Raw genomic sequence first — 12316 nt, 5'->3', positions numbered from 1 at the left:
GGCGCGCAGGTCGACCTGCGCTGGCGGGCGCGGCTCGAGGATCATATCGGCAGCTTCACCGCCGAGCCGCTGCGCAGCCGCGCCGCGGCGCTGTCGGACCGGCTGGCGCTGGCGGGGCTGAACGCGGTCACCGCGCTCCTGGGGTTCTGCCTGCCCGAACGCGAAGCCCATGGCGCCCTCTACCGGCGCAGCGAGCAGCTGCTCGACCTTCTGGGGCAGAACGACATCTGGCCGCTGGCCTACCTGCGCTGGGAACTGGCGCTGCTCGACGACCTCGGTTTCGGCCTTGATCTGACGCGCTGCGCGGTCACCGGGGCGACCGAGGGGCTCGACTATGTTTCGCCGCGCAGCGGGCGGGCGGTGTCGCGCGCCGGCGCCGGAGACTGGATCGACCGGCTGCTGCCGCTGCCGCCCTGCCTGCGCGGCGAGGGCACGGCCCCGGACCACGAGGTGCTGCTGGCGCTAGAGACCACCGGCTATTTCATGCATCACCGGCTGGCCCCGGAACTGGGGCACCGGCCCCTGCCCGAGGCGCGGGGCCGGTTGATGGATCTTCTCGGCCGTCGGCTGGCCCGGCCCTGAAGGGCGCCTTTGCGGCCGCCCCCCTGTTCGGGGTTTCAGCCATAGAGCGCCAGCACCAGGTCGACCAGCGTGCCGAGGGCCTCGGCATTGTCCTGCCCGTCGCGGCCCGAAAGCTCTGCCATGCCAAGATTGGCGGCATAGAGGATGCGCGCCAGTTCCGGGTTCGACAGGCCGATATCCTTCAGGATCGCCGACAGTTCCGCCATCCGGCGGCCGTCGACCCGGGCCACGGCATCGGCGATGGTTTCATCCCCGCGCGCCCAGGCCCGCATCGCCGGCTCGATCGCCGCGCCGGCCTCGGAGTGCTCTTCCTTCTCGACCACCTGGCTCAGGTGGCGCAGGCGCTGCACCGGCGCGCCCTCCTGTTCGAGGACCGCCTCCAGCCGGCGCATGCAGTCTTCTTCCCACCGGTTCAGCATCGCCCTGTGGAACTCCGGCACATCCTTGAAGTGCCAGTAGAAGGAGCCCTTGGTGGTGCCGAGATCGCGGGCCAGGGCCTCGGCCTTGAGCGCGGCAGGCCCGCGCGCCACCAGCGCGTCGAAGCCGGCGTCGATCCAGCGGTCGGGAGAGAGACTTGAGCGAACCATACCCCCGGCCTACGCCGCGACCGGCACCATTGCAAGCGCGCCGATGCCGCAGTGCAGCAACAAGGCCGGAAATCGCATCTCCGCAGCCCTTGGTGGCGCATAAACGGGCCCGCAGGGCGGGCGGCTGCGTGAATTTCGGTCGCACCGGGGCTGACGCCAACGGCGGATCAGCGGCGCGCGGGCGGGAATCACCTGTCGTCGCCCGGCAGTCACGGCGCGGCGGCCAGGCCCGGCTGCGGTCCGATCCGGGCCCGGATGAAAACCGCGCCAGCGGCAGTTGATGATTGATCCCCGGGCGCGTTTCCGCCAGTTTCGAAGGGTGCAAAACAGGAGAAAAGAAATGGCAACATATCGTTGTGGCGTCTGTGGCATGGGCGTCAACGCCACTTGCGCCGACTGTGACAAACCGCTGGTCAACGCGACGATCCAAACCGCCGATGGCCGCGAGGTGCAGGTCTCGCGCTGCCCGGAATGCGACGGCAAGATCAAATCGCCGATGTGCTGCGGACAGGACATGACTTGCGCGGTCTGAGACCGGCTGTTTCGCGCGGCCTTTTCACATGAAAGAAAACCCCGACGCGTTCTGCGCGTCGGGGTTTGATGGCCTTTGAGCCACATATCTCTGTCTGGTCGCCGGGCCTTGATCAGCCCAGAAGGCGCCGCGCGATCACCTGGGCCTGGATCTCCGCCGCGCCTTCGAAGATGTTCAGGATCCGCGCGTCGCAAAGGATGCGGCTGATCTGATACTCGAGCGCGAAACCGTTGCCGCCATGGATCTGCAACGCGTTGTCGGCCGAGGCCCAGGCGACGCGGGCGCCCAGAAGCTTGGCCATGCCGGCCTCGAGGTCGCAGCGCTGGTCGTGGTCCTTTTCCCAGGCCGAGAAATAGGTCAGCTGGCGCGCCACCATGATCTCGACCGCCATCATCGCCAGCTTGCCGGCAACGCGGGGGAAGTGGATCAGCGACTTGCCGAACTGCTTGCGGTCCTCGGCATATTGCATGCCGACCTCGAGCGCGTTCTGCGCCACGCCGATGGCGCGGGCGGCGGTCTGGATGCGGGCCGCCTCGAAGGTCTTCATCAGCTGTTTGAAGCCCTGCCCTTCGACGCCGCCCAAGAGGTTCTCGCCCTTGACCTTGAAACCGTCGAAGCCCAGTTCGAACTCCTTCATCCCGCGATAGCCCAGAACCTCGATCTCGCCGCCGGTCATGCCGGGGGTCGGGAAGGGGTTTTCGTCGTCGCCCGGGGTCTTTTCGGCCAGGAACATCGACAGGCCGCGGTGGTCGCTGCTGTCGGGGTCGGTGCGCGCCAGCAGGGTCATCACATGGGTGCGCGCGGCATGGGTGATCCAGGTCTTGTTGCCGGTCACTTCCCAGTCGCCGTCGGCGTTCTTCACCGCGCGGGTGCGCAGGCTGCCAAGGTCGGACCCGGTGTTGGGTTCGGTGAAGACGGCGGTCGGCAGGATCTCGGCCGAGGAGATTTTCGGCAGCCACTGCTCTTTCTGCTCGTCGGTGCCGCCGGCGAGGATCAGCTCGGCGGCAATTTCCGAACGGGTGCCCAGCGAGCCGACGCCGATATAGCCGCGCGACAGCTCTTCCGAGACCACCACCATCGAGGCCTTGGACAGGCCCAGCCCGCCGTATTCCTCGGGGATGGTCAGGCCGAAGACGCCCATTTCGCCCAGTTCCTGAAGGATCTCCATCGGGATGTAATCATCCTTGAGGTGCCATTCGTGGGCATTGGGGGCGACGCGCTCGTCGGCATAGCGGCGGAACTGCTCGCGGATCATCTCGAGTTCTTCGTCGAGCCCCGAAGCGCCGAAGGTGGCATGGCCGGCGTTGTCCTGCATCAGCGCCACCAGACGCATCCGCGCCGCCTGGCTGTTGCCCGATTGCGACAGGGTGGCGATGGCCGGCTCGGACAGGGCGGCCATGTCGTCGGGGGACAGGCCCAGATCCTGCAGGCGCATGAATTCGTTCTGCGACATCGGGATGCCGCCCCGGATCTGCCAGAGGTATTCGCCAAAGGCGATCTGGTGGATCAGCTGCTCCATCTCGCCAAACCGGCCGTCGTCCTTCAGGCGGGTGGCCCAGTTCTGCATCTGGCGCAGCGCCTCGACATAGGTCGCCAGCCACGACAGCCCATGCGCGGCGTTCTGGTTTTCCTCCAGCTTGCCGCCCGAGACCCGGCCATCGACGCTGACCATGGCACGCACCGAGGCGATGGCCTTTTCCAGAAGGGTTTCAAGCGGGGCGACCGCGGCACCGGTCAGCGCCAGCAGGTCGGGAAGAATTACAGTTTGGGTCATCGTCAGGTCCTGTCCGTCGTGGGCCATGAATCATATCCTTGTCATGCTGCAGTGTGACATAATCCCTTTGCAGTCGCAGCGCAACAATAATGCCGGGCGGGTTCTGCATTTGATCGTTTATTGCGTGAAGTTTTTTTGCTCCGGGATCGCCAAGCGCCTATCAAAGGCTGATGGAGAGTTTGATTTTCCCGGTCGAACCCGGGTTTCTGCTGGCCGCCATGGCGATTGCGCTGGCGGCGGGCGTGGTCAAGGGGATGGTCGGGTTCGCCATGCCGATGATCCTGATTTCCGGGCTCGGCAGTTTCGTCGCGCCCGAGTTGGCGCTGGCCGGGCTGATCCTGCCGACGGTGCTGACCAATCTGGTGCAGGCGCTGCGGCAGGGGCCGGCGGCGGCGCTGCGCTCGGTGCGGCGCTTCGGGCTGTTTCTCGGTGTCGGCTTTGTTGCCCTGCTGATCTCGGCGCAGTTCGTGCGGCTTTTGCCGGCCGATGTGATGCTGCTGCTGATCGGCGGACCGGTGGCGCTGTTCGCGCTGATCCAGCTGTTCGGCCTGCGGGTGCGGCTGGCGGCACGGTCGCGGCCGATCGAGATCGGGCTGGGTGCCGTCGCCGGGCTGATCGGTGGCATGTCGGGAGTCTGGGGGCCGCCGACGGTGCTTTACCTGACCGCGCTGGACACCGAAAAGACCGAACAGATCCGGGTGCAGGGGGTGATCTATGCGCTGGGGGCGCTGGCGCTTTTGGCGGCGCATCTCGGGTCGGGGGTGCTGCGGGCCGAGACCTGGCCGTTTTCCGCCGCGCTGGTGCCGCCGGCGCTGGCGGGTATGTGGCTGGGCGCGCGGGTGCAGGACCGCATCGACCAGGCGACCTTTCGCAGGGCGACGCTGCTGGTGCTGACCTTTGCGGCGCTGAACCTGGTGCGGCGCGGGCTCGGCGGCTGAGCCGCCCCAGCCCGGCGCCGGGCCGATTCAGCGCCGGTTCAGGGCCGGTTCAGGGCCCGTGGCCGATTCGCGCCAGCCCGTCGGCGGCGCCGCAGTCCAGAACCGCCAGCATCACCGCCGCGTCGCCGAAGATCCGGCGCACCGGGCAGCCATAGGCGCGCTCGACCGCGATTTCGGCGCGCCGCCCCAACTGCTGACCAAGACGGGGCGCGTATTCGCCATTGACCCGGATCACCTGCACCAGATCAAGACTTTGCTGCCGCCGCCGCAACTCGAAGTCGCTGCCCTGCGCGCTGACCCGCAGCGGAGCGATGTCGGCGAAATGCCGCGATGACGGCGCGCAGGCGGCCAGCGCCGCCAGGGTCAGGGGCAAGAAAGACTTCATCGCTCCAGCCTGCGCGTGCCGTGGTTAACAGCCGATTGCCCCGCCCCACTCCTGCGGCAGGATGTCGCATTTATATTCCATTTTTCTTATGTGTTATATATAGTAATTTCTGAATATATTGAAATTCGATTGGAGAGCCCAATGACGACCCCCCTGAAACGCCCGGCGGACAGTTACTCGCCGCTCTACTTTCTCGCCTCGCTCGGTGCCGGTGGCCTTGCGGTCAGCTTTTTCATGTACCTGATGTTCTGGGTGCCGCACCCGGGCAAGCCGGTGCCCACCTTCGAAGACATCTCGGCCGCCTTCCAGACCGGCGGCACCGCGCTTCAGGCGGCGATCATCATCGCCGTTCTCGGCATTGCGGCGATGGTCTTCCTGAATGTCAAATCGCTGCTCTGGAACCTCTCGGCGCTGTCGGCGTTCCGCAAGAGCGAGGCCTATGACAAGCTGGTCAACTCCAATGCCGAAAGCACCCTGGCGGCCTTGCCGCTGGCGCTGGCAATGACGATCAACGCGCTGTTCATCGTCGGCCTGGTCTTCGTGCCCGGCCTGTGGAGCATCATCGAATACCTGTTCCCGCTGGCCCTGATCGCCTTTGCCCTCGTGGCCGTGCTGGCGTTTCGCATCATCGGCCGCTTCCTTGGCCGCATCCTGTCGCAGGGCGGCATTTTCGACGTCACCGCCAACAATTCCTTTGCCCAGATGCTGCCGGCCTTTGCCCTGGCGATGGTCGCCGTCGGCTTTTCCGCCCCCGCCGCGATGAGCCAGAACACCACCACCGTCGGACTGGGGCTGATACTGTCGACCTTTATCGGCGCCGGTGCCATCGTCTATGCGCTGGTGGCGATCTTCACCGCCTTCAACTCGATGCTGCACCACGGCACCGCGAAAGAGGCCGGCCCCACGCTGATGGTGGTGGTGCCGATCCTGACCGTGCTCGGCATCATGTTCCTGCGCCAGAACCACGGGCTGCACACCACCTTCGACGTCGAAGTCGCCCCCGGCGAAACCCTGGTGCTGCTGGCCCGCCTGCTGTCGGTTCAGCTGCTGTTCCTGATGCTCGGCCTGCTGGTGCTGCGCCGCCAGGGCTATTTCAGCGAGTTCGTCTTCGGCAGCAAGACCTCGCCCGGCTCCTACGCGCTGGTCTGCCCCGGCGTGGCGCTGTCGGTGATGCTGCATTTCTTCGTCAACAAGGGCCTGGTCGGCGCCGGCATCATCGACAAGTTCGGCATCGCCTTCTGGGCTGTCACCGCCGTCGCGCTGATCGCCCAGCTTGCCATGGTCGCATTGGTGCTGCGACTCAACCGCCAGCATTTCGGCAAGCCCGCGACGGGTAGCGCGGTGCCTGCCGAATAGGTGCGGTCACCGCCGCACCACCTTGCGTGTTTCCTCCGCAAGAGCGGCCGGAGCATCCCCGATGCTTCGGCCGATTTCTATGCGCCGCCTCCTGCCCCGCCCGCGAGGTCGCGGATTGCCGCCCCGAGCCGCGCCATCCCCTCGTCGATCAGGGCCTCGCCGGCGCAGGAGAAACTCAGCCGCAGCGTGTCATCCCCCGAGCCATCGGCAAAAAAGGCCCGCCCGGGCACGAAGGCCAGATCATACTGCGCGAGCGCATGGGCCAGAAGATCGCTGGCATTCGCCTGCGGCAGGGTGAGCCAGACGAACATGCCCCCGTCGGGCCGCGTCCAGCGCACACCCGCCGGCATGTGGCGCCCGAGCGCCTCGAGCATGGCCTCGCAGCGGCGGCCGTAGACGCGCCGCAGCATCGCGACATGATCGTCGAACCGGCTTTGCGCCACCGCATGCACCGCCATCTGGTTGAAGCTTGGCGAATGCAGGTCCGAAGCCTGTTTCATCAGCACCAGCTGGCGGATCACCGGCCGCGCCGCCACCACCCAGCCGACGCGCAGCCCCGGCGACAGGGTCTTGGAGAAACTGCCGGTATAGATCGTCCGGCAGGCGTCGAGGTCACCCTTGCGGGCCAGCTCGAGCGCCAGCAGCGTCGGCACCTCGCGCCCGCGGTAACGCAGCGCCTGATAGGCGCCATCCTCGATGACGGCGCAGTCCAGCGCCTCGGCCATATCCAGCACCGCCTCGCGCCCGGCCTGATCGAGGGTCTCACCGGTGGGGTTGGCGAAATCGGCCGACAGATAGGCGAATTTCACCTCGCTGCCGGCGGCGCGGGCGGCCTGCGCGATGTCTTGCGGGGCGCGGTTGGCGCGCGGCTCAAGCCGGTCATAGCGCGGCTCGTAGGGGTTGAAGGCGCCGAGCGCCCCGAGATAGGTCGGCGCCGTCACCAGCGCCGTGTCGCCCGGTGACAGGAACAGTTTGCCAAGGTAATCCAGCGCCTGCTGCGAGCCGCTGGTGATCAGCACCTGATCGGCATCGCAGGCGATGCCCAGCCTCGCCATATGGCCGGCGATCCAGCGGCGCAGCGGCAGGTAGCCCTCGCTCACCGAATATTGCAGCGCCGCGCGCCCGTCGTGGTCCATGACCTCGGCCATGGCCCCGGCAAAGGCCCGCGTCGGGAACAGCTCGGGATCGGGAATGCCGCCGGCGAAGGACAGGATCCCCGGCCGGTCGAGCAGTTTCAGCAGCTCGCGGATTTCCGAGGCCTTCATGCGCTGCGTCCGCGCGGCGAAGATCTGGTCAAGGCTCATGGCGCCCCCTTGGGTCAGAATCATTGCCTCATGCTATGCCGCCGCAGAAATTAGTCAATACTGCTGACCATTCTGCGACGCAGCGCCGCCCACCCTGTCCCTTGTCCTGCCCCGGCGGTTGTGGTCATATCATCTGACCAATCACCCGAAGGATCCGCATGCCGTTTCAGAAAGTGCAGACAGAAAAGCTCTCGACCTCGGTCGTGCGCCAGGTGGAACTCCTGATCCTGCGGGGCATCCTGCGCCCCGGCGAACGGCTGCCGGCGGAACGCGAGCTGTCCGAACGCCTGGGGGTGTCGCGCCCCTCGCTGCGCGAAGCGATCTCGGAGTTGCAGGACCTCGGCCTGCTCACCGCCCGCGCCGGGTCCGGCATTTTCGTCGCCGACGTGCTGGGCAATGCCTTTTCCGACAGCCTGGTGCGGCTGTTCTCGGCCCATGACGAAGCGGTGTTCGACTATATCTCGTTCCGCCGCGACATGGAGGGGCTGGCCGCCGAACGCGCCGCCCGGCTCGCCTCGGACACCGACCTGATGGTGATCCAGACCGTCTTCGACAAGATGGAAGCGGCCCACCCCAAGCGCAACCCGGCCGACGAGGCGCAGCTGGACGCCGATTTCCACCTCGCGATCATCGAGGCCAGCCACAATGTCATCATGCTGCACATGATGCGTTCGATGTATCAGCTGCTGCGCGAGGGCGTGTTCTACAACCGCTCGATCATGTTCCGCCAGCGCACCACCCGCAGCGAGCTGCTGGAACAGCACCGCGCCATCAACACCGCGCTTCAGGCCCGCGATGCCGAGGCCGCGCGCGAGGCGGTGGTCCGGCATCTGGACTATGTCGAAGGCGCGCTGGCCGATTTCAAGAAAGCCGAGCGCAACGAGGCCATCGCCCGCCAGCGCTACGAGCACGAACAGCGGCGCTGAACCCGCGCCGGGTCAGCCCGCGACGTTCAGCACGATCTTGCCGATATGGCCGCTGCTCTCGATCCTTGCATGGGCGGCGGCGGCCTCGGCCAGCGGGAAGGCGCTGTCCATCACCGGCGCCAGACGCCCGGCCTCCAGCAGGGGCCAGACCTGCTGCCGCAACGCCTCGGCGATGCGCGCCTTGGCCAGATCGCTCTGCGGGCGCAGCGTGCTGCCGGTCACGGTCAGCCGCCGGGTCATGATCTGGGCAAAGTTCAGCTCGACCTTGGGCCCCGACAGAAACGCGATCTGCACCAGCCGCCCGTCATCGGCCAGAGACTTGATATTGCGCGCAATATAAGGCCCGCCGACCATATCGAGGATCAGGTCGGCGCCGCCTTCGCCACGCAGGATCTCGACGAAATCCTCCTCGCGATAGTTGATCGCCCGCTCGGCGCCAAGCTCACGGCAGACCGCGCATTTCTCCTCCGACCCGGCGGTGGTGAAGACCCGCGCGCCGAAAAGATTGGCCAGCTGGATCGCCGTGGTGCCGATGCCGCTCGAGCCGCCATGCACCAGAAACCGCTCGCCGGCCTGCAACCCGCCCCGCATGAAGACATTGGACCAGACGGTAAAGAAGGTCTCGGGCAGGCAGGCGGCTTCCTTCAGCCCCATGCCCTTGGGCACCGGCAGGCAATGCGCCGCCGGGGTCAGCACATATTCGGCATAGCCGCCGCCCGGCAGCAGGGCGCAGACCGCATCGCCTTCGCGCCACTCACCGACGCCGGGGCCGACGGCGGCAATCTCGCCCGCCGCTTCCAGCCCCGGCAGATCGCTGGCGGTGGGCGGCGGCGCATAGGCCCCGGCGCGCTGCAGCGCGTCCGGGCGGTTGACCCCGGCATGGGCGACCCGGATCACCACCTCGCCCGGTCCCGGCCGCGGGACCGGGCGCTGCGTCATCCGCAGCACCTCCGGCCCGCCCGGCTGTGAAATCTCGATCGCCTGCATCATCTCGCTCATGGCCACTCTCCCTCTGTTTCAGATGACTTTGGCCCAGCGCATCGGTGGGCGCAAACACCCTGCCTCATTCTCTTGCTAAAAATATCCCGGGGAGCGGCGTCTTTTGCCAGAAAGACGACGCGGGGCAGCGCCCCCTGCGCCACGCCGGCCTCAGCCGCGCCATATCCCGGGCATGTCGTCGCGGGCGCCCGGCTTGCGGATACGGTCCAGCGCCGACATCGGCCCCTGCATCAGCTTGCCCATCGGGCTGGCCTTGAACCTGGCCTTGGCCTTTTCGAACTGCATGACGTTTTCGATGCGCCGGTCCAGAAACGCCCAGGTCTCGGCGTGGTCCTCGCTGTCATCCCCCAGCCAGAACAGCACCGTCGCGCCATAGACCCCGGACAGGGTGGCGCGTTTCGTATACCAGTTGAAATCTTCCGATGTGTCGCCCAGCGCGGTCCAGATCGCATCTGCCGTGCCCCAGATCAGCTCGGCCCCGGTGCCGGCATGCTGCGGCAGCGCAAACAGCGACGACCCCCGGCGCACCACCTCCTTGTCGTCGCAGGCCTCGAGACGAAAGCGCACCAGCGCCGCGACCTTCTCGGAATAGCGCAGGTCCGACACATCCTCGGCGGCGAATCGCCTGCCCATCGCCGCATCGCCGCGCTTGTGGAAAGCCACCGCAAGGTCCACCGCGCCGCGCGGGCACAGCGCCTCGGCCAGCGCCGGGGCGATGCCGGTATCGGCCACCGCCGCCTCGAAGGTGGCCTGCGACCAGCCGTCAAAGGCGACATGCATCAGGGCGGCGTCCAAGAGGGCGGATTTGGGATCGGGCGATGTCATCTGCGGCTCCTTTGACTCGCGCGCATACTAGACAAAGCATCCCGGCTTTGCTATAGGGCCACTTCCTGCAAATCCTTGCAACTCAACTTAGAAAGGTGGTGAAAACCACATGCAGGTTAGTGTTCGCGACAACAACGTCGATCAGGCGCTCCGCGCCCTGAAGAAAAAGCTGCAGCGTGAAGGCGTTTTTCGTGAAATGAAGCTCAAGCAACATTTCGAGAAGCCGTCCGAGAAAAAAGCGCGCGAGAAAGCTGAAGCGATCCGCCGTGCCCGTAAACTGGCACGCAAGAAAGCCCAGCGCGAAGGTCTGCTCTGAGCCGACCCAGCTTTGGACACGAGAATTGACAACCCCCGAGGCCTCGCCCCGGGGGTTTGTTTTTGGCTTACTGCGCGTCGCGCCGCCCGCTCTTGGCGGTCTTGCCGGCGGCCTTGGCGGCCGCGGTGCGGGCCTTGTTCTTCTTGCTGTTGGGTTTGCCCTTGGGCGGCGGCGGGCCCTTGGGCTTTTCACCGGGTTTGCCGCCCGGCTTGCCACCCGGTTTGCCGGACCAGACCGCCTTGTCGCCATCCTTGCGGCGCTTGGCCGGGCCGTGGCCACCGTCATCCCCCCGTGCATCCCCCCGTGCATCCCCCCGTGCCGGGGCGGATTTATACTTGGGTTTGCGATCCTTGCCCGCATCACCGGCCTTGGGTTTTTTCACGCGCGGCGCCGGGGCATCGTCCCAATCGATCGGCGGGGTGGACCTTGCCTTGGGCTTCGGCGCGGGGCGGTCCGCATCCTCTGCCGGCGCGCGCTTGAAGTCGCGCTCCGGGCGTTTGCCGCGATGGCCGGGCTTGGCTTTGCCGCCGCCAAAGCTCTTGCTGCCGGTGCTGGCATTGCCCTGACGGTCGGTCAGAACCGGAGGCTCGGCCAACTGGGTCACCACCGCGCCGCCTTCGACCTTCATCTCGTCGCCAATGGCGGCCAGAAACCCGGGCACGCTGGTTTCGAGGATCTGCACATAGGATTGGTCATACTGAATGCGGATCGCGCCGATGTCGTCCTTGGTCAGATCGCCAGCCTTGCACAGCATCGGCAACAGGCGGCGCGGCTCGGCCTCGGCCTTGCGGCCGCCGGCGATCGAGAACCAGATGCTGGCGCCGAATTCCTTGCGCGGCGCCGGCTTGGCGTCGACATCCGAAAGCTCTTCGGGCGCGGTGTGCGAGGCACGGTACATCTGCAAATAGGCCGCCGCGATCTGTTCGGGTGAAAAGCCCTCGACCAGCTTGGCAATGATGCCGCTTTCGGCCTCGGGGATCGGATCGTTCCACACCGGATCGGCCAGCATACGCACCTCGTCGCGGGCTTTGACATCATCCGCCGAGGGGGCGCCGGTCCAGTCGGCCTTGACCTTGGCGCCGCCGAGAATGCGCTGGGCCTTCTTTTGCGACTTCTTGGTCACGATCAGCGCGCTGACGCCCTTGCGCCCGGCGCGGCCGGTGCGGCCCGAACGGTGCAGCAGGGTCTCGTGGTTGGAGGGCAGTTCGGCATGCACCACCAGATCAAGGTTGGGCAGGTCGATGCCGCGTGCCGCCACATCGGTGGCCACACAGACCTGGGCCCGGCCGTCGCGCATGGCTTGCAGCGCATGGGTGCGCTCGGCCTGCGACAATTCACCGGACAGGGCCACGACCTGGAAGCCGCGGTTCGACAACCGGGTGGTCAGGCGGTTGACCATGGCGCGGGTGTTGGCAAAGACGATGGCATTGGGCGCCTCGTAAAAGCGCAGCGTGTTGATCACCGCATTGTCGGCGTCGCGATCCGCCACCATCATGGCGCGATATTCGATATCGGCGTGCTGGCCCTCTTCCGATTTGGTCACCACGCGCACCGCGTCGCGCTGATAATTCTTGGCCAGATGGGTGATCGACTTGGGCACCGTGGCCGAGAACAACAGGGTCTGGCGCTCTTCGGGAGATTCGCCAAGAATGAACTCGAGATCCTCGCGGAAACCCAGATCGAGCATCTCGTCGGCCTCGTCCAGCACCACCGCGCGCAGGGCGCCAAGGTCGATCGAGCCGCGCATGATATGGTCGCGCAACCGGCCCGGCGTGGCGACCACGATATGGGC

13 protein-coding genes are annotated in these 12316 nt (G+C 66.7%); 6 read left to right on the top strand and 7 right to left on the bottom strand.

Annotated elements, in window-relative coordinates; genetic code table 11:
- A partial coding sequence (recO, locus tag ABZD10_RS08405; protein WP_372885775.1) for a DNA repair protein RecO occupies positions 1-582 on the top strand: 582 nt, incomplete at its 5' end.
- Between the two features lie 35 nt (positions 583-617).
- Here the strand turns inward: recO and ABZD10_RS08400 are convergent.
- Positions 618-1169 (bottom strand): TetR/AcrR family transcriptional regulator, encoded by a 552-nt coding sequence (locus ABZD10_RS08400; RefSeq protein ID WP_372885774.1) that lies wholly within the window; start codon positions 1167-1169, stop codon positions 618-620.
- Positions 1170-1509: 340 nt separating this feature from the next.
- On the opposite strand from ABZD10_RS08400, the gene ABZD10_RS08395 reads away from it, so the two are divergent.
- On the top strand, positions 1510-1701 hold the full coding sequence (locus tag ABZD10_RS08395) for a hypothetical protein (RefSeq protein ID WP_372885773.1): 192 nt from the start codon (positions 1510-1512) through the stop codon (positions 1699-1701).
- A 112-nt stretch (positions 1702-1813) separates the two neighbouring features.
- Here ABZD10_RS08395 and ABZD10_RS08390 read toward each other — a convergent pair whose 3' ends face one another.
- Entirely contained in the window at positions 1814-3502 is a 1689-nt protein-coding gene (locus tag ABZD10_RS08390; protein ID WP_372885772.1) for an acyl-CoA dehydrogenase family protein, read from the bottom strand.
- A gap of 143 nt (positions 3503-3645) precedes the next feature.
- Between ABZD10_RS08390 and ABZD10_RS08385 the strand changes: the two genes are divergently transcribed.
- Positions 3646-4413, top strand: a complete 768-nt coding sequence (locus tag ABZD10_RS08385; protein WP_372885771.1) for a sulfite exporter TauE/SafE family protein — start codon at positions 3646-3648, stop codon at positions 4411-4413.
- 49 nt (positions 4414-4462) lie between these two features.
- Here ABZD10_RS08385 and ABZD10_RS08380 read toward each other — a convergent pair whose 3' ends face one another.
- Entirely contained in the window at positions 4463-4798 is a 336-nt protein-coding gene (locus tag ABZD10_RS08380; protein WP_372885769.1) for a hypothetical protein, read from the bottom strand.
- Positions 4799-4939: 141 nt separating this feature from the next.
- Here ABZD10_RS08380 and ABZD10_RS08375 point away from each other — a divergent pair, with 141 nt between their 5' ends.
- The gene (locus ABZD10_RS08375) at positions 4940-6154 is read left to right on the top strand and encodes a hypothetical protein (RefSeq protein ID WP_372885767.1); all 1215 of its coding nucleotides are present in this window, start codon (positions 4940-4942) and stop codon (positions 6152-6154) included.
- Between the two features lie 77 nt (positions 6155-6231).
- Here ABZD10_RS08375 and ABZD10_RS08370 read toward each other — a convergent pair whose 3' ends face one another.
- Positions 6232-7458, bottom strand: a complete 1227-nt coding sequence (locus ABZD10_RS08370; RefSeq protein ID WP_372885766.1) for a PLP-dependent aminotransferase family protein — start codon at positions 7456-7458, stop codon at positions 6232-6234.
- A gap of 158 nt (positions 7459-7616) precedes the next feature.
- Between ABZD10_RS08370 and ABZD10_RS08365 the strand changes: the two genes are divergently transcribed.
- A complete protein-coding gene (locus ABZD10_RS08365) occupies positions 7617-8384 on the top strand; it encodes a FadR/GntR family transcriptional regulator (RefSeq protein ID WP_372885765.1) in 768 nt (255 codons plus the stop codon).
- Positions 8385-8396: 12 nt separating this feature from the next.
- Here the strand turns inward: ABZD10_RS08365 and ABZD10_RS08360 are convergent, their stop codons facing one another.
- Positions 8397-9383: an NAD(P)H-quinone oxidoreductase gene (locus ABZD10_RS08360; RefSeq protein WP_372885763.1), complete on the bottom strand. Its 987-nt coding sequence runs from the start codon at positions 9381-9383 to the stop codon at positions 8397-8399.
- Between the two features lie 150 nt (positions 9384-9533).
- The gene (locus ABZD10_RS08355; protein ID WP_372885761.1) at positions 9534-10208 is read right to left on the bottom strand and encodes a COQ9 family protein; all 675 of its coding nucleotides are present in this window, start codon (positions 10206-10208) and stop codon (positions 9534-9536) included.
- A gap of 109 nt (positions 10209-10317) precedes the next feature.
- Here ABZD10_RS08355 and rpsU point away from each other — a divergent pair, with 109 nt between their 5' ends.
- Positions 10318-10524, top strand: coding sequence for a 30S ribosomal protein S21 (gene rpsU / locus ABZD10_RS08350; RefSeq protein ID WP_005614280.1), 207 nt, complete (start codon positions 10318-10320; stop codon positions 10522-10524).
- A gap of 67 nt (positions 10525-10591) precedes the next feature.
- Here rpsU and ABZD10_RS08345 read toward each other — a convergent pair.
- A partial coding sequence (locus tag ABZD10_RS08345; RefSeq protein ID WP_372885758.1) for a helicase-related protein occupies positions 10592-12316 on the bottom strand: 1725 nt, incomplete at its 5' end.

Source organism: Shimia sp., assembly GCF_041624275.1.
Taxonomy (GTDB): domain Bacteria; phylum Pseudomonadota; class Alphaproteobacteria; order Rhodobacterales; family Rhodobacteraceae; genus Shimia.
This window is presented reverse-complemented; position numbering and strand designations above follow the sequence as displayed.